Consider the following 18,362-nt stretch of genomic DNA (forward strand, 5'->3'; position numbering starts at 1 on the left):
TTGTATATGCAACAAGCTTAAAACTAACTGAAATTTTGAGTCACTTTATTGACACTCCTTCCCGGCGTCTCATTAATAAGATCGATTCTGGATTAAGCTTTGGCTTCAATCGTTAATAACCCAACATGGGAGTTTGATTTTGAAAGGGTTTTCCGTAAAGGCTCTGGCCTGTGCTCTTGCACTGTCCAGTCCAGCATATGCTCAAACACTTGAGCAGGCAGTTTCACTGACACTTGCCACCAATCCGGAGTTAAAAAGCGCTTTTAACCAGTTTAAAGCTCGTGTTTCTGATTCACGTGCAGCTACGGGGGCTTATCTGCCAAGTCTCGACTTGGATGCTGGCATCGGCTACGAAGGGATCAGACCGACAGAATCAAGCGGTAGCGCTGACACCGACCTGACCCGTAAGGACTTAACTCTTACTTTTAACCAGCTTATCTGGGATGGTTCAGCGACCTTAAACGACATGGACCGCACCTCTGCAGAAGCAGAAGCGGACCGCTACCAGTTACTTGCCGATGCATCAGATAAGGCTCTGCAAGTGGCGAACACCTACCTGGATGTGACACAGGCGTATGAAGTGTTTGCACTGTCGGAAAGTAATCTGACGACACACAAGGAAATTTACCGCGACATTAAACGTCGTGCGGATTCGGGTATCGGCTCAACGGCGGATGTAACCCAAGTGGAAGCACGTCTGGCGCGTGCACAAAGCAACCTGCTGGCTGCGCAAAACAACCTGCTTGATGCTCAGGCACAGTTTCACCGTTTGGTAGGACAAGAGCCACAAGCGTTGGTCTTCCCGAGAGCAGACAGTGAAGCTTTACCGACCTCTGTTGACCAGGCTCTTGAGCAGGCACAGCAATCGCATCCGGTGATTAAAGTGGCTCAGACAGACGTCGACGCTGCACGCTTCCAGTATCAACAATCTAAAGCACCTAACTTTCCGACCCTCTCTTTTGAAGCGTCACAAAGCTGGATGGATGATGCAGGCGGTGACCGCGGCAATCAGCAAGAAACCACCGCCATGCTGCGTTTACGCTACAACCTCTACAACGGTGGTACCGACAGTGCGAACACAAAAAGTGCCGCCTATCAGCTTAATCGCGCTAAAGACTTACGTGCCAATATTTTCCGTACCGTGGAAGAGGGTCTGCGCCTGTCCTGGAACGCACTGGATATTACCCTGCAGCAGAAAGAGTTCCTAGCCGACCATGTCGACGCAACATCAAAGACCGTTGTGGCGTATCGCAAGCAGTACCAGATTGGCCAGCGCACCCTGCTCGACTTGCTGAATAGTGAAAATGAGCTGTTCGAAGCTCGCCGCGATTATCTGGATGCGAAGTACTCAGAGCAATACGCAAAATACCGCGTTCTGAACGCAACCGGCGGTCTGCTGGCGGCTCTGCGCGTCGATGTTCCGAAAGAGTGGCTGGAAAAGGTGGATTACTAATATGACAATTCGAAATGTGATGATTGCTGTTTTGAGTATGACATTGGCGCATTCTGCCTACGCCGCTCAAGAAGAAAGTTCGGACGTTTACGATTACATGGCAACACCTGTTGCAGAACAAGGTGCCGATTTGCTCGACGACGACAATGATGGTGTCATTAACGCCCGTGACAAATGTCCGCAAACCCCACAAGGTGCGCAAGTCGACAATGACGGTTGTGGCAAGCAAATCAACAGCTCTGAACAGCAAAAACTTCATATCCTGTTTGCTAGCGATTCCTCTGCCATTGCCCCTCTTTTTGATGATCAGATTCGTCAGATGGCGGAGTTTCTACAGCTTTATCCGGAAGCCTCAATTGAGCTACAAGGTTATGCGAGCAAAGTCGGCAGTGCCAAGTATAACCAGACACTCTCTGAGCGTCGTTCAGCAGCCGTCCGTATGCAGTTGATTCGTTATGGTGTTACGCCGAACCGCATTCGTGTCATCGGTTTTGGTGATACGGTTCTGGTTGCTGATGGCGATGACCAGGTCAGTCACGCCCAGAACCGTCGCGTAACGGCGACCGTCGTCGGTCTGAAAGACGAAATGCTGAAAGAGTGGACTGTGTTCACTGCTTTACCTAATTCTTAATCGCTTACCGATTAAACCGTAACGAAAACGACCTGAGTTTCCCCAGGTCGTTTCTCCATTGAGTGACAGGTAAACGGGTTAGAAAGTTCGAACAACTTGACTCCCTGTTTCCCGCAACCCATTCTTCTGACTATGTATGATTTTTTTTCAAACCGCCTCGCTAGTTATCAAAACCTCAGGCACAATTGGGTTATTCTTTCCCCTTTAGATCGTTGTGGCCTCAGTCTGTTAATGCCCGAGGAATATCAACGCAGGATAGTCCAATGAGTCAGCATAAATATCACCAGCTCTCTAGTGATGAGTTGGATTTTGTCGACGATCAAACCGCCGCACTGCTGCTTAATACTCCCAGCAGCGCGCGTATCATGCTTTGGGTTATGGTCGTATTCTTTTTGCTGGCCATCGTTTGGGCCTCATGGGCAGAGATCGATAAAGTCACTGTCGGTCAGGGTAAAGTCGTGCCATCTTCGCAAATCCAGGTGGTTCAGAACCTGGAAGGCGGCCTGGTTAAACAGATCCTGGTCCGTGAAGGCGAGCAGGTCAAAAAAGGCCAGCAGCTATTACTTATCGATGACACCCGTTTTCGTTCCGACTATCGTGAGCGTGAGCAGCAAATGGCCAACCTGACAGCCAACGTATTGCAGCTGACTGCGTCCATCGCCAGTGTCATCATTAATGAAGATTTTGCGGAACAGGACTGGCAAAGCAGTGTACGCATTGATTACAACAAGCTGGCTTTTCCTCCTTCACTGCTTGAATTGCAGCCCAGACTGGTTGAGCGTCAGCGCGACCAGTATCAGCAAGATCTTGATAACCTGCGCAACCAACTGTCTGTGATTTCACAGCAGGTTAAACAAAAACAACAGGATCTGATTGAAATTCAGGCCCGGGTTCGCAACCTACGCCGAAGTTACGAATATGCTAACAAAGAGCTGGAGATCACCCAACCCCTGGCGGATGAAGGCGTGGTCCCGCGGATTGAGCTGTTAAAACTGCAACGGCAGGTCAATGACACTCGTCGCGAACTCACCTCCAGTGAACTGAAAATACCGGTATTACGCTCAGGTATTCGTGAGTCAATGTTGAGCCGTATCGATGCCGCACAGAAGTTCCGTTCGCAGCAGCAAGATGCGCTCAACGAAGCTCAGGATAAGCTGTCGGCGATGACTGAATCTACCGTAGGGCTGGAAGACAGAGTCAACCGCACCGTTGTCGTCTCTCCGGTCACCGGCACCATCAAGACCCTCAACGTCAATACTGTCGGTGGTGTTATCCAGCCGGGTATGGATATTGTTGAAATCGTCCCGACCGAAGACACCTTGCTGGTCGAAGCACAGATCGCGCCACAGGATATCGCATTCCTGCGCCCTGACCTGCCGGCGATTGTAAAGTTCAGTGCCTATGACTTCACTAAATATGGCGGCCTGGAAGGCACCCTTGAACACATCAGCGCCGATACCACGCAGGATGAAGAAGGCAACAGTTTTTATCTGGTACGGGTACGCACCACACAAACATCATTTGGTCAGGATGACACGCTGCCAATCATTCCCGGCATGACGGCGTCGGTGGATATCATCACCGGTAAACGCACCGTACTGGATTATTTACTTAAGCCAATTTTGCGCGCCAAAGACAATGCGCTGCGAGAGTAATCCGGCAAAGATAAACCGGTCCGTGATGAAAAGCGCTGATTGATGTATAACTAAACTTATACAACCGGATGCAAAGGATAGTGGAAGAGAGATGACCTTTAGTCACACCGTAGCAACAGGTATGCGATGAAACGCTGGCTATGTTTACTGGCGGCGCTGGTGATTTCATCACTAGCTGGCGCGCTCAGTACCAAAGAGCAACAGTGGGTTGATGCAGTGACAGCAACCTACGGGCCACGCGCGGGTAAACGGGTTGAGACCTGGCGGCAGGAGATGGTGCGTTACCGATCATTATCAGAACGCGCTCAACTGACCGAAGTAAACCGTTTTTTCAATCAGCTCTACTTTGTCAACGACGATGTATTGTGGGGCAAAAATGACTACTGGGCGACACCACTGGAATTTTTAGGCAGTAATGCCGGTGATTGTGAGGACTTCACTATCGCCAAATATTTTTCGCTGCTGGAACTTGGTGTTGCTGATAACAAACTGCGCCTGGTGTACGTCAAAGCCATTGAACTGAATCAGTTTCACATGGTACTGGCCTACTACGCCACACCCAGCTCACAACCTTTGATTCTGGATAACATTAATCCGCAGATAAAACCGGCCTCCGCGCGCCCTGACCTGCTACCTATATACAGCTTTAACGGTCAACATCTGTGGTTGATGAAATCGAAAAATGGCGAGCTGGCAGGTAACGCTTCCCGGCTCAGCCTCTGGAATGATTTACGTTCACGCGAGCGTTCGCTGAATTTGAATAAACCGTTGGTCAATTACGATGAGTAGCTAGAATGACACTATACAAACAACTGGTCGCCGGAATGATAATGGTGCTGATTTTGTTGATGATTTCCGTATTCATCATCGAATTTAATACCACACGCGACAACCTTGAACAGCAGCAACGTTCTGAAGTCAGCAACACGATTAACACCGTGGGTCTTGCTTTAGCGCCCTATCTGGAAAAGAAGGACAGCGTTGCGGTCGAATCCGTCATCAATGCTCTGTTTGACGGCAGTACCTACTCGGTCGTGCGCCTTATCTTTCTCGATGACCACAGTGAAATCGTTCGCTCTTATCCGATTAAGCCAAGCCAGGTTCCGCAATGGTTTACTGATCTGGATTTGTTCCAGCCTATCCATGACCGCCGTGTTGTGACCAGCGGCTGGATGCAACTGGCAGAGGTCGAAATCGTCAGTCATCCGGGTGAAGCCTATGCTCAGCTATGGCACGCGCTGATTCGCCTCTCGATCGCATTCGGCGCCATCGTTGTGATCGGTATGCTCTCGATTGCCTACATCGTTCATCATGCCCTTAAACCGTTGACAACCATAGTGAACAAGATGAAGCAAATCGCCAACAACCAGTTTGGCGAACCGTTGCCGCTACCCGACACCCAAGACCTGGTCGCGGTAGTACAAGGGATCAATAACATGTCGGCACAGGTTGAAAAGCATTTTAAAGCCCAGGCTCAGGAAGCACAGCAATTGCGCGAGCGCGCTTACATGGATCCGGTTTCACAACTGGGCAACCGCTCTTACTACATGAACCAGTTGAACGGCTGGCTGACAGAAAACGCGGTTGGTGGCGTGGCTATGCTGCAGGTTCAGTTCATCAAAGATTTGTATGAAGAGAAAGGCTACGAAGCCGGCGATAACATGGTGCGTGAACTCGCCACTCACCTCAAAGCATCGATGACTGCCCCCAACATCACCATTGCCCGTATCTCTGCCGAAGAATTTGCGCTCATCCTGCCCAATATGGAAGAGGAAGAACTGCGCCAGGCCGCTGACAACATCATGAACTGCGTGAACGATATTAATCCGGATCCAACCGGTATGGCCGCTGCCGATGCGGCGCTCGGCGTGGTGTTCAATGAAAAAGCGAAGAGCTCACGCGAGCTGCTTTCCCTGCTCGACAACTCGATGGCCACGGCCAAATCGAATCCGGAGCTGAAATACGGCTTTATTTCCAGCTCAAGCAATCAGATGGTAATGGGTAAACAGCAATGGAAAGCGCTGGTTGAAGAAGCGATTCACCATGACTGGTTCACCTTCCGCTTCCAGGCGGCAACGGATACACACGGTAAAACTTTCCATCGCGAAGTGTTCTCTGCGATTGAAAAAGACGGGGTACGTTACAGCGCCAACCAATATCTGTTCGCGCTGGAGCAGCTACACGCCACTCACCTGTTCGACCAATACGTACTCCAGTCTATGATTAATAAGCTGGTGTCCGGTGAAGTGACCGATAAACTTGCCATCAACATTTCGCAAAGCAGTATCGAGCAGCCAAGCTTTATTCGCTGGGTCACTCAGTTACTGACCCGACACAAAGCCGTGGCAGGATTACTGCAGTTTGAAATTCCGGAGAACTGCTTTGTTAATGCTCCGCACCATACTGCCTTATTCTGTAACGCTCTGCGCGGCGCGGGCGCTGATTTTGGTGTTGATAACTACGGCCGTAACTTCCAGTCGCTGGATTACATTAATGAGTTTCGACCAAACTACGTCAAACTCGATTATCTGTTTACTCACCACCTTGATGATGAGAATCAGAAATTTACTCTGACGTCCATTTCGCGTACCGCTCACGATTTGGATATCACCACTATCGCATCCCGCGTCGAGACCCAGGATCAGCTCGATCTGCTCGCCGAGCATTTCGTCGATGTGTTCCAGGGTTTTATTGTCGATAAATAAGGATGAGCGCAATGCAAGACACGCTGCTGAACTCTCTGATTTACGTCAGCCGCTATTACGGCCTCGCCAATTCTCCCGAGGCTTTGATCAACGGTTTGCCAATGTCAGATGGCAAGCTGACACCATTTTTATTTCCGCGCGCCGCGGAACGTGCCGGTCTGGTTGCGAAAGAGAACCGCTCCGCACTGCATGAAATTCCACAACTGGTATTCCCGGTCATTGTGCTGCTAAAAAGTGGCGAGGCGTGCGTACTCAACAGTATTAACGAGGAAAAGCAGGAAGCGGAAGTGGTGACCGCCGAATCGGGTATGGTGCCGATCGCCTATCCGCTTGATGAACTTAAAGAGCGTTATATTGGCCGTTACTTTATGGTCAAAAAGCAGTTCCGTTTTGATGAGCGCTCTCCGGAAGTACTGAAAACCCGCCATGGTCACTGGTTCTGGGGTACGATCTGGCAGTCAAAGCGCATCTATCGCGATGTGCTGATCGCTTCGATCCTGATTAACCTGTTTGCCATCGCAGCACCGATGTTTACCCGTCTGGTGTACGACAAAGTGGTCCCCAATCTGGCGTTCGAAACTCTGTGGGTACTGGCCAGTGGTGTGCTGGTCATCTTCCTGTTTGATTTAGTGCTCAAACTGCTGCGGAACTACTTCATTGATGTGGCAGGCAAAAAATCCGATATCCTGATTTCCTCCAAGCTGTTTGCCAAGGTCATGGGGATCCGCATGGAGTCACGTCCGCCATCGGTCGGTGCTTTCGCGCGCCACTTGCAGGAGTTTGAGTCGATTCGTGAGTTTTTCACCTCTGCCACTATCGCTTCTCTGATCGATTTGCCGTTCGCACTGATGTTTTTACTGTTGATTTGGCTGATGGCCGGTTCACTGGTGCTGGTGCCGATTGTTGGCGTAGTGATCCTGGTGGTGTACTCACTGCTGATTCAGGCGCCGTTACGCCGTGCAATCGAAGAGGGTTCCAGACTGGCATCGCAAAAATACGCCAACCTGATTGAGAGCCTGGCCGGTCTCGAGACGCTTAAGCTGTTCGGTGCGCAAAGCCAGTATCAATACCGCTGGGAAGAAGCCGTCGCCCACATGGCAAACTGGAACATCAAGAGTCGCCGTATCACCGACGGAATTCAGAACACCGCGGGCTTTGTGCAGCAGTCGACTAACGTTGGCATGATTATCCTAGGTGTTTATCTGATTGCAGCGGGCGACCTGACCATGGGCGGACTGATTGCCGCGACCATGCTGAGCGGACGAGCGATTGGCCCTCTGGTCCAGTTGTCTCTGCTTTCAACCCGTTATAACCAGGCAAAATCATCGCTCACCATCATTGAACAAGTGATGGCGATGCCTGACGAGCAAGAGGCCGGTAAACGCTACATTCACCGTCCGATGATTCAGGGCAAAATTGAACTCGATAAAGTGACCTTCCATTATCCGGACTCACCGATTGCTTCGATTCGCGATCTCAGCCTGACCATTAACCCGGGCGAAAAAGTGGCGATTATCGGCCGAATCGGTTCCGGTAAAACCACGCTTGAGCGACTCATAATGGGGCTGTATCAACCCACCGAAGGACACGTTCGTATTGATGACACAGACATCGCCCAGCTACATCATATCGATATCCGCCGTAATATCGGTTGTGTACCGCAAGAGAGCTTACTCTTCTACGGTACCATTCGCGACAATATCACTCTGGGGCGGCCACTGGCTGACGACCGTGATGTCATGGACGCAGCGAACCGGGCTGGCGTCACCGTGTTTACTCAGCAAGATCCGGCGGGCCTTGAACGCCAGGTGGGTGAAGGCGGCTTACTGCTTTCCGGCGGTCAGCGCCAGGCCGTTTCGATTGCCAGAGCCATGCTGGGACGTCCGCCTGTGTTGTTGATGGATGAACCGACCAGTGCGATGGATAACCGCTCCGAGATGCAGATCAAGCACCAGCTCAGTCAGTTAACCCCGAGCGAAACCTTAGTACTGATTACCCATAAAACCACCATGCTGGATGTGGTGGACCGGGTGATTGTGATGGAAAAAGGTTCCATCATCGCAGATGGTCCGAAAGAGATGGTACTGACCGACTTACGCCACGGTAAAGTGCGGGCTGCGAACTAAACTGACCGGCCAGAGACAAACTAACAACAATCGACAGAGATAAAAAAAGCGCGGTCCATAAAGGCACCGCGCTTAAGCCTGTCACAGGCTGAATTTACACCTCAACGTGTAAACAAGAGACGGAGTGGACGTCACTCCCTTTGATTTGGGGCTTGGTCTTAGCACATTCCGCCGTTGCCTGCGGACAACGAGTACGGAATACACAACCCGATGGCGGATTAATCGGAGACGGCAAATCCCCTTCCAGCATCTGAATGGTTTTACTGCGCTCCAGATTCGGATCCGGAATCGGTACCGCTGACATCAGGGCCTTGGTGTATGGGTGCTTCGGGTTGGCAAACAGTGCATCCGACTCCCCCAGCTCGACCGCATTACCCAGATACATCACCAGCACACGGTCAGAAATGTGCTTCACCACGGATAAGTCGTGCGCGATGAATACCAGGCTCAGACCCAGTTCATTCTGCAGCTCTTTGAGCAGGTTAACCACCTGGGCCTGAATCGAGACGTCCAGTGCTGATACCGGCTCATCACAGATGATCATTTTCGGCTTCAGAATCAGAGCGCGGGCAATGCCGATACGCTGACACTGGCCGCCGGAGAACTCGTGCGGATAGCGGTTAATGACGTTCGGCAGCAGGCCCACTTTGGCCATCATCTCTTTAACCCGGTCTTTGACTTCCTGCTTGGACAGTTGCGGATAAAAGGTCTGCAGCGGCTCAGCAATAATGTCACCAACCGTCATTCGCGGGTTAAGAGACGCTAGCGGATCCTGGAAAATCATTTGAATTTCTTTACGCGTTTCACGGCGTTTGACTTCCTGCATCCGGGTCAGGTCCTGACCGAGCCACACCACTTCACCTTCGGTAGCCTGCACCAATCCAATAATGGCACGGGCAAAGGTCGACTTACCACAGCCGGATTCACCTACCACGCCCAGAGTTTCACCCTGATAGAGGCGTACATTGACGCCGTCCACAGCTTTCAGTGTCGATGGTTTGGTCCATGGCCAGGCCGACTTAGCGGCAATGCTGAAATGAACCTTAAGATCTTTTACGTCTAACAGTAATGCTTTATCTGCGCTCATTTTGTCCACGCCTCCCAGTCAGAAAAACAAGCCCGCTGACGACCATCACCAAACGGCGTCAGAATCGGTGCTTCACGCTTACAACGGTCCATCACACGGTGACAGCGTTCCTGATAAGGACAGCCAACCGGCAGACGCAGTAAGTTTGGCGGGTTACCCGGAATCGTCGGCAGAATATCGCCTTCGGTATCCAGACGCGGAATCGCTTTCAGCAAACCTTCCGCATACGGATGGCTTGGATTGTAGAAAATTTCGTTCACGCTGCCGTATTCCATGGTACGACCGGCGTACATCACCAGCACTTTGTCACACGAGCCGGCCACCACCCCCAAATCGTGGGTAATCATGATGATCGCAGTGTTAAACTCACGTTTGAGCTCGTTGAGCAAGTCCATGATCTGAGCCTGGACGGTCACGTCCAGTGCCGTGGTCGGCTCATCGGCGATCAGCAGTTTCGGACGGCACAACAGTGCCATCGCAATCATCACACGCTGACGCATACCGCCCGAAAATTCATGCGGATACATGGTAATCCGCTTCCGTGCTTCCGGGATTTTGACCGCTTCCAGCATACGCACTGACTCTTCGAATGCTTGTGCTTTCCCCATGCCCTTGTGCAACATCAGCACTTCCATCAGTTGGTCGCTGACTTTCATATACGGGTTAAGTGACGTCATCGGGTCTTGGAAAATCATCGCGATCTGCTCGGCACGCACCTTGTTGAGTGCCTTTTCCGGCAGATTGAGGATTTCTTTACCCTCAAATTTCGCGCTACCGGAGATGATTCCGTTTTTAGCCAGCAAACCCATAATCGCAAACACGGTCTGGGACTTACCCGACCCGGACTCGCCCACGATACCGAGAGTCTCGCCCTGATTAAGCGAGAAGTTTAAATCGTTAACTGCGGTGACAATCCCATCCTGAGTGGTGAATTCGACGCGCAGATCTTTGACATCTAATAAGCTCATCATTACTTCCTTAATCTTGTGTGATTATCTGTCTTTTGGATCCAGCGCATCGCGCAGACCATCACCCACGTAGTTAAAACAGAACAGAGTGATCACCATAAAGGCCGCTGGGAACAGCAGTTGCCAGATCGCCACTTCCATCGTGTTGGCACCCTCTTGCAACAATGCTCCCCAACTGGTCATTGGTTCCTGAACACCCAGACCAAGGAAAGAAAGGAAAGATTCGGTCAGAATCATGCTCGGGATCAGCAGGGTTGAATACACCGCGACAATACCCAGCACGTTAGGCACGATATGGCGGGTAATGATTTTCCACTTGCTGACACCGCACACATGAGCCGCTTCAATAAACTCTTTACTGCGCAGGCTCAGCGTCTGACCACGTACGATACGCGCCATATCCAGCCAGGCAATGGCACCAATCGCCACAAAAATAAGAATGATGTTACGACCAAAGAAAGTCACCAGTACAATCACTAGGAACATAAACGGAATCGCGTACAGGATTTCCAGCAGGCGCATCATGATTCGGTCGGTACGACCACCGATAAAGCCCGATGCGGCGCCATACAGGGTACCAATCAGTACCGCCACCAGCGCGCCCATAATACCGACCATCAGAGAAATTCGGCCACCGACCAGGGTACGTACCAACAAATCACGCCCCAGCGCATCGGTACCAAACCAATGCTCGGCATTCGGCGCAGCGTGCATGGCATACCAGTCAGTATCTTCATAGGTATAAGCCGAAAACATCGGCAGAAAAATCACCGCCAGGGTGATTAACGTCAGGATAAACAGGCTGACCATCGCCGCTTTGTTACGCATAAAACGAATGCGCGCATCCTGCCATAAACTGCGACCTTCAATTTCCAGGTTCTCAGAGAACTTTTCGATCGCTTCTAAATTTTCTTTTTTGCTCAACATAATATCCGTGTCCGATTAGTAGCGAATTTTAGGGTCGATATAAGCAAGCAGAATATCCACCACCGCATTGAAGAGAATGAAAAGGAAACCGATCAAAATCGTTACGCCCATCACCAATGAATAGTCACGGTTAAACGCCGCATTGACGAACAGTTTACCAATCCCCGGCAGACCAAAAATGGTCTCAATCACCACCGACCCGGTAATGATGCCGACAAACGCTGGGCCCATGTAGGACACCACAGGTAACAGCGCCGGTTTCAATGCGTGCTTAAACACGATATAGCGATAGCTCAGACCTTTCGCACGAGCGGTACGGATAAAGTTACTGTTGAGGGTTTCGATCATCGAACCACGGGTAATACGGGCAAACGTGGCCACATACAACAAGGACATACCAATGACAGGTAGCGCCATGTACTGTAACGATCCGTCTTGCCACCCCCCCGCCGGGAACCAGCCGAGATTGATGGAGAAGATGTAGATCAGTACCGGTGCCAACACAAAGGATGGCATCACCACCCCGAGCATGGCGGTCGACATTATGGTGTAGTCGACCCAAGTGTTTTGCCTTAGCGCGGCAATGGTGCCAACTCCGACCCCCATGATGACAGTGAAGATGAAAGCAGCAAAGCCCACTTTAGCTGAAACAGGCAAAGCCGCGCTGATTAGTTCGTTAACCGAATAATCTTTGTATTTGAATGACGGACCAAAATCGCCTTGCAAAATGTTAGTCAGATAGGTGAAGTACTGCTCGGATACTGGTTTATCCAGGCCATATTTCGCATTGATGTTGGCCATCACTTCCGGCGGTAACGGACGCTCAGAAGAAAATGGGTTACCTGGTGCAAAACGCATCAGAAAGAATGATATCGTGATCAATACCAACAAGGTTGGGATTGCTTCAAATATCCTTTTTGCTATGAATTTAATCATAAACTCACTCTTTCAGTCTGTGACAATAGAAAACGAAAAGACGCTGTATGTGCAGGGCACATACAGTGTCTATATATTTATAGTTTTAATGCTCAGGATTTACTGAGCTTTGATGTAGAGATCTTTAGTGTAGATCTTGTCTTCCGCGTTATTAACCGGGTAACCACCAAGTTGTGGCGACACCAGACGGGAAGTTACATACTGATAGATAGGGGCGATTGGCATATCACGCGCCAGCAGTTTTTCTGCCTCAACGTACAGTGCTTCACGCTCTTCATCGGTCTTCGCATTCAACGCTTTTTCCATCACGGCGTCGTACTCTGCGCTGTGATATTTCTGGTCGTTGGAGCTGTTGTTGGACTGCATCAGCGACAGGAAGCTGGATGCTTCGTTATAATCACCACACCAACCAGCACGAGTCACGTCATAGTTACCTTCACGGCGGGTATCCAGGAAGGTTTTCCACTCTTGGTTTTCCAAAGTGATGTTCACACCCAGCGCCTGTTTCCACATTGACTGAATCGCGGTTGCGATTTTCTTGTGGTTTTCAGAGGTGTTGTACAGCAGGGTGAATTCCAGTGGGTGAGACTTATCAAAGCCGGCCTCTGCCAGTAGTTTTTTCGCTTCAGCAATACGCTCTTTCTGAGTCATTTTGCCGTAAGCTGGCATCTCTGGATTGAAATCAGCGGTGATTTCCGGCGTCATGAAGTAAGCAGGCTTCTGACCCTGACCCAGAATCGCATTGGCGACAATGTCACGGTCGATAGCGTACGATAGCGCCTTGCGCACGCGCACATCATCAAACGGCGCTTTCTGGTTGTTGAAGCCGTAGTAGTAAGTACACAGGTTACCTTTCACGTTCACCGATTCCGGGTACTCTTTCTTCAGACGTTTGAAGTGCTCAAGCGGCAGTTCATACGTCATCTGAATTTCACCCGACAGGAAGCGGTTCATTTCCGCTACCTGGTTTTCGATTGGCAGGTAGGTGACCTGATCGATAACGGTGTGTGCGTTATCCCAATAGTATGGGTTACGCTTGAGCACTAAACGTTCGTTTACCGTCCACTTATCAACCACATAAGCGCCGTTACCAACGAAGTGTTCAGGTTTGGTCCACTGATCGCCCCACTTCTCAACCGTTGCACGGTGAACAGGTTTCACTGTGGTGTGGCCCATCATTTTTACAAAATATGGAACCGATGTTTCCAGATTCACTTCTAGGGTGTTCGCATCCAGCGCTTTCACACCCAGTGTCTCTTTATCTTTTTTCCCGGCGATAATATCTGCCGCGTTCACCATAGTGGTCATTTCAATATACCACGAGTATGGAGAAGCCGTTGCAGGATCAACCGCACGCTTAAAGCTGTACACGAAGTCGTCAGCGGTAACCGGATCACCGTTTGACCATTTCGCATCTTTACGCAGGTGGAAAATAAAAGTTTTGTTGTCTGTCGTTTCCCAGCTTTCTGCGACACCCGGAACCGTCTTACCGTTCGCATCCTGGTTTACCAGGCCTTCCAGAAGGTCACGAATCACGTGTGACTCTGGCACCCCTTCCGTTTTATGCGGATCGATAGAAGCGACTTCAGTACCGTTACCACGGACAAATTCCTGTTTGTCAGCGAGTTTAGTACCAGCGGGAACATTCGCGGCGAGAGATGAGAAAGAAGCACTTGCCACTGCAAGGCCAGCCCCCAGAAGCAGGGCCTGAGTGATTTTATTTTTATACATGCATAAACTCCAAGTTTTCATTTTGCATCCATGACTTCCTTGTGGGGCATGAGGCATCTGACTGCCATAATTAGGGTGTTTAACGCAAAAAACCAAACACAAAACCTAACCCATACAAAGAAAGCGGCGTAGAACGGCGACCATCAAACTAACTTGCCTAAAAATAGTCTTTAACAAAAACTATGCACTGCGCAGAATCAATAAATCAGTGAAATGACTTAATTGATCGTCAGTAACGCAGAATTTCAGTACAAATAAGGACTTAGAGCCAACCGTAAATGCCACATATACTAACCAAGATTACTTTTTCAGCATCTTATGCTAGAAATTCGGCGGAAAATTTAACATCCGCCTCACATTACGTCTAATTGAAAGTGATGATCCACTCATCAGATGACAGAAATTGTGAACAGAGTCACCTGTTGCACCATTGTGATCCACAACGCACTTTTTAGGAAACGTTTGCGTATCAGTTACAAAATGAAAGCGGTATCATAACGCTAATTACCGCATGATGCGTGATATACAGCCAGGTTGAACGTGAGCGAATACGGAGCATTAAATTTCGCCTCTAACTATTAACCCTAGTCCAAAATAATCCGTTATAAAGCATCATTTTGTACAATAAATAGAATGACACACCCTAAGTGGCGAGCCTATCAGTCTATAAACAGGGAGAGTTAACGACACAGCGTGCGTGATACATAACCACGTGCCAGCAGGCACGCGGTTATCAGGCCCAGAGGGAGACGGAAACCAACACCAATAGAGAGAGTAAGGAGAATAAACCGGCTGAAAAGTGGTTTAAGTTTAGTAACACAAAGCCAGCTCTAAGCCAGAGCACGCGCGACCACTTCGATGATTTGTGGCCGGAATATAAAGAACACCGCCCCCAGTAGACATAAGCCCGCCCAGATAAAGTCCATCCGAAACGGCTCTTTCATATAAATCAGCGCAAAAGGCACAAACACGCTCAGCGTAATCACTTCCTGCAGGATCTTCAGTTGACCAAGATTAAGTACGGTGTAGCCAATACGGTTTGCCGGCACCTGAAACATATATTCAAACAAAGCAATCCCCCAACTGAGCAGCGCGGCCACAATCCAGGGTTTATGTTCCAACTCACGCAGATGGGCATACCAGGCAAAAGTCATGAATACGTTACTGATGACAAGCAGCCCGATGGTGGGCACAATCGGTGGAAGACCAAACATGATTAACTCCGCTAATAAATGGAAAACCAGCGCAGTTTGCGCCTGCGTCTGACTGCCGTCAATCTCAGCAAGCGAAATACAAAAGCAAAATGTCGGGAACGATACCAACAAATCAAGCCAATTGCTCCTGATAGAAGCTTTATCTTTCTTGTTGATCACAGATTTTATCCTGCACTAACAAACCATCCCGCCAACCACTTTTCATCAATCGGGCTTGGATTAAACTGAAGCAAATTTACAGGAGATTGACTATGAACAGAGTATGGGTCACCGGAGACGCAGTGATTGATTTGATTCCGGACGGCGAGCAACATTACCTCAAGTGTCCGGGCGGCGCGCCAGCCAACGTGGCTGTCGCTATCGCCCGACTCGGTGGTAACACCGCCTTTTTTGGCCGGGTGGGTAAAGATCCCTTCGGACAATTTCTGGCACAGACACTTCAAAGTGAAGGGGTCAATATTGACCACCTTCACTTTGACCCTTTACATCGCACCTCTACGGTCGTTGTTGATCTGGATGATGACGGTGAACGCAGCTTTACTTTTATGGTGAAGCCAAGCGCAGACCAGTTCCTGCAAACTGAGGATATTCCTGATTTTCGGGCAGGAGAATGGTTACACGTATGCTCTATCGCGCTTGCTAACGAACCGAGCCGCAGCTCAACTCTGGCGGCGATGAAGAAAATGAAACAAGCCGGTGGATTTATCAGCTTCGATCCTAACCTACGTGAGGAAGTATGGAACGATCCGAGTGAACTCATTAACGTGGTCATGCAGGCGGTCGCGCTGGCCGATGTCGCCAAATTCTCCGAACAAGAACTTATGCAACTGACACGCACAGCGTCTATCGAGGATGGTCTGCAAGCCCTGCGCAGTTACGACCTGCCACTGACCGTGATTACACAGGGCGCGAAAGGCGCGCTGGTAGTGACCGCAGAGGGGCAACAACTGCTCAGCGGCAAAGCAGTAAAACCGGTCGATACCACAGGGGCCGGTGATGCGTTTGTCGGCGGGTTACTGGCCACACTGGCACAACATGAACAATGGCAAACCGAGCCTTCTATCCATGAGGCGGTGCAATCGGCTAATGGTTGTGGCGCTCTGGCGACCACTGAAAAAGGGGCGATGACCGCTTTACCCAATCAACAGGCATTAATGGTATTCCTGCAGTCGTAAGCCTGCTTACTCGTATCCTGCCAGGCGAGCTTGACGCTCGCCTTTCTTCTTATTTCTCCCTATTTATTTATGCTGTCTATGCATCAACTTCCCCATATCTGGATCACAAAATCACCGTAGATCGTGCGTTGAGTAGAATTATCAGTTTATTTTCAGGGATCGTTCCCGAAATGTTAGGTATATTGCTAATCAAATTAAGTCTTCAGATTCAGAGAGCGTAGCGTGAAACGCACTTTGCTGAATCGATGAGACCAAAAAATTAAAACAACCCACACTGTGTCATGAATTAACGGGAACGTTTGCAGCAATCCCCTATTTTTCATCCATTTGTGGAGACAATAACAATGAAGACAAAAGCCCTGACGATCGCTATCTCGCTTGCCCTGCTACCGACTACTTCTGTATTCGCACAGAGTGATTTAGCAACTCTGGAAGCCCGGATTAACGAACTGGAATCACGTCTGACCCAGACCGAGCAAACCGCCCAGCAGGCGGAACAGAAAGCGTCATCGTTCGAATTTCACGGTTATGCCCGTGCCGGACTGTTAATCAATGACAACTTTAACGGTGCGGTCGGCACCGGTCCTTACATGACCGCCGCAGGCGCGCTGGGCGCACCGGTTGGCCGTCTCGGACTGGAAGATGACAATTACCTCGAAGCGAATCTGATTCATAACCGGGTGATGGACGATGGTTCAAAAGCACGATTTAAGATCATGCTGGCCGACGGAGTCGAAACCAACAATGAATGGACCGCGGATGACAGCCAGCTTAACGTACGCCAGGTGTATGCTGAGCTGAGCTCGCTGCCCTCGTTCAGCGGTGCCTTTGCTAATGCAACACTCTGGGCGGGAAAACGCTTTGACCGCGATAATTTTGACATCCACTTCCTTGATTCAGATATTGTATTCCTGTCCGGAAGCGGCGCAGGGATTTATGATGTGCAGATGAGTGACAGCTGGAAAGCCAATTTCTCGCTTTACGGCCGCGACTTTGGTGACATTGACAGCTCAAGCACGGACATCGAAAACTATGTGGCGACCATGAATAACCATATTGGTCCTTTTCAGGTGATGTTAAGTGGCATGAAATCGGCTGATAACCGAGATCGCGCCAGTGAAGCAGCGTCCCCGACTCAGCGCGCTGAAAACGGTATCCATGCTCTGTTCGCGTATCATGGCGACAGCTTCTATGGCATACAAGACGGTTTCTCCAAGACCGGTATTGTGTTGGGTCAGGGATTAGGTGCTGAACTAAAAGGTATAGGTTCAAACGGCGATTTGAATGATGATGCCAAAGCGGTTCGTTTGTTCAGCTACGGTGTCACCCAATTTGCCGACAACTGGCGCATCGCACCAGCGCTGATGGCTGAATACAGCCAGGATCGCATTAAAAACAACGACGAGTTTATCTGGGCAACCGCCAACGTTCGTTTCGCGCAAGAGCTGACCGAGAACTTTGAGATGGTTTACGAAGGCACCTATCAGTACATGGATATGGACAACAGCGTTGAAAAAGCCAAGGGCAGTTTCTACAAAGCGACACTGGCACCCACTTTTAAACTGGCGACATCCGCCGGCTTCTTTGACCGCCCGGAAATTCGCTTTGCAGTCAGCTACGTTGACTGGAGCAGCGAACTGGATGACTACGCAGTCAGCCTGGCAAGCGACGCCAGCACCATGGGTAACGGCGGTGAAACCGTATTCGCACTGCAAATGGAAACCTGGTTCTGATTTTAATACCTGGTCTCAAAA

Annotated in this window: 14 protein-coding genes; 8 read left to right on the forward strand and 6 right to left on the reverse strand. The window is 50.0% G+C overall.

The genetic code is table 11. The annotated features are described in order from the left end of the window. Nucleotides 1-139 precede the first annotated feature (139 nt). From J0X00_RS06260 to J0X00_RS06285, 6 genes are all read left to right on the forward strand, one after another. On the forward strand, nt 140-1,453 hold the full coding sequence (locus J0X00_RS06260) for a TolC family outer membrane protein (protein WP_282477694.1): 1,314 nt from the start codon (nt 140-142) through the stop codon (nt 1,451-1,453). 1 nt (nt 1,454) lies between these two features. Beyond that, nucleotides 1,455-2,084, forward strand: a complete 630-nt coding sequence (locus tag J0X00_RS06265; RefSeq protein ID WP_282477695.1) for an OmpA family protein — start codon at nt 1,455-1,457, stop codon at nt 2,082-2,084. A 263-nt stretch (nt 2,085-2,347) separates the two neighbouring features. Beyond that, nucleotides 2,348-3,739 (forward strand): HlyD family type I secretion periplasmic adaptor subunit, encoded by a 1,392-nt coding sequence (locus J0X00_RS06270; RefSeq protein WP_282477696.1) that lies wholly within the window; start codon nt 2,348-2,350, stop codon nt 3,737-3,739. A gap of 126 nt (nt 3,740-3,865) precedes the next feature. Next, entirely contained in the window at nt 3,866-4,528 is a 663-nt protein-coding gene (locus tag J0X00_RS06275; protein WP_136483141.1) for a transglutaminase-like cysteine peptidase, read from the forward strand. A 5-nt stretch (nt 4,529-4,533) separates the two neighbouring features. Further along, nucleotides 4,534-6,444, forward strand: a complete 1,911-nt coding sequence (locus tag J0X00_RS06280; RefSeq protein WP_282477697.1) for an EAL domain-containing protein — start codon at nt 4,534-4,536, stop codon at nt 6,442-6,444. 11 nt (nt 6,445-6,455) lie between these two features. Continuing rightward, entirely contained in the window at nt 6,456-8,570 is a 2,115-nt protein-coding gene (locus J0X00_RS06285) for a type I secretion system permease/ATPase (protein WP_282477698.1), read from the forward strand. 94 nt (nt 8,571-8,664) lie between these two features. On the opposite strand, the gene oppF is transcribed toward J0X00_RS06285, so the two are convergent. From oppF to J0X00_RS06315, 6 genes are all read right to left on the reverse strand, one after another. Beyond that, nucleotides 8,665-9,657 (reverse strand): murein tripeptide/oligopeptide ABC transporter ATP binding protein OppF, encoded by a 993-nt coding sequence (oppF, locus tag J0X00_RS06290; RefSeq protein WP_168796937.1) that lies wholly within the window; start codon nt 9,655-9,657, stop codon nt 8,665-8,667. After that, nucleotides 9,654-10,625, reverse strand: a complete 972-nt coding sequence (locus J0X00_RS06295) for an ABC transporter ATP-binding protein (RefSeq protein ID WP_168796943.1) — start codon at nt 10,623-10,625, stop codon at nt 9,654-9,656. The genes oppF and J0X00_RS06295 overlap by 4 nt, the downstream gene beginning before the upstream one ends. A 24-nt stretch (nt 10,626-10,649) precedes the next feature. Next, complete coding sequence (gene oppC / locus J0X00_RS06300) at nt 10,650-11,552, reverse strand: oligopeptide ABC transporter permease OppC (RefSeq protein ID WP_136483131.1); 903 nt, start codon at nt 11,550-11,552, stop codon at nt 10,650-10,652. Nucleotides 11,553-11,567: 15 nt separating this feature from the next. After that, nucleotides 11,568-12,488: an oligopeptide ABC transporter permease OppB gene (gene oppB, locus J0X00_RS06305; RefSeq protein ID WP_218562939.1), complete on the reverse strand. Its 921-nt coding sequence runs from the start codon at nt 12,486-12,488 to the stop codon at nt 11,568-11,570. Nucleotides 12,489-12,587: 99 nt separating this feature from the next. Next, nucleotides 12,588-14,219, reverse strand: coding sequence for an ABC transporter substrate-binding protein (locus J0X00_RS06310; RefSeq protein ID WP_136483127.1), 1,632 nt, complete (start codon nt 14,217-14,219; stop codon nt 12,588-12,590). A gap of 830 nt (nt 14,220-15,049) precedes the next feature. Continuing rightward, complete coding sequence (locus tag J0X00_RS06315; protein ID WP_282477699.1) at nt 15,050-15,433, reverse strand: DMT family protein; 384 nt, start codon at nt 15,431-15,433, stop codon at nt 15,050-15,052. Between the two features lie 251 nt (nt 15,434-15,684). Between J0X00_RS06315 and J0X00_RS06320 the strand changes: the two genes are divergently transcribed. Further along, nucleotides 15,685-16,608 (forward strand): aminoimidazole riboside kinase, encoded by a 924-nt coding sequence (locus J0X00_RS06320; protein ID WP_136483123.1) that lies wholly within the window; start codon nt 15,685-15,687, stop codon nt 16,606-16,608. A 344-nt stretch (nt 16,609-16,952) separates the two neighbouring features. Continuing rightward, nucleotides 16,953-18,341: a carbohydrate porin gene (locus J0X00_RS06325; RefSeq protein WP_282477700.1), complete on the forward strand. Its 1,389-nt coding sequence runs from the start codon at nt 16,953-16,955 to the stop codon at nt 18,339-18,341. Nucleotides 18,342-18,362: the final 21 nt, after the last annotated feature.

Origin of the sequence: Vibrio sp. ABG19, from assembly GCF_029962385.1 — a bacterium.
Taxonomy (GTDB): domain Bacteria; phylum Pseudomonadota; class Gammaproteobacteria; order Enterobacterales; family Vibrionaceae; genus Vibrio; species Vibrio ostreae.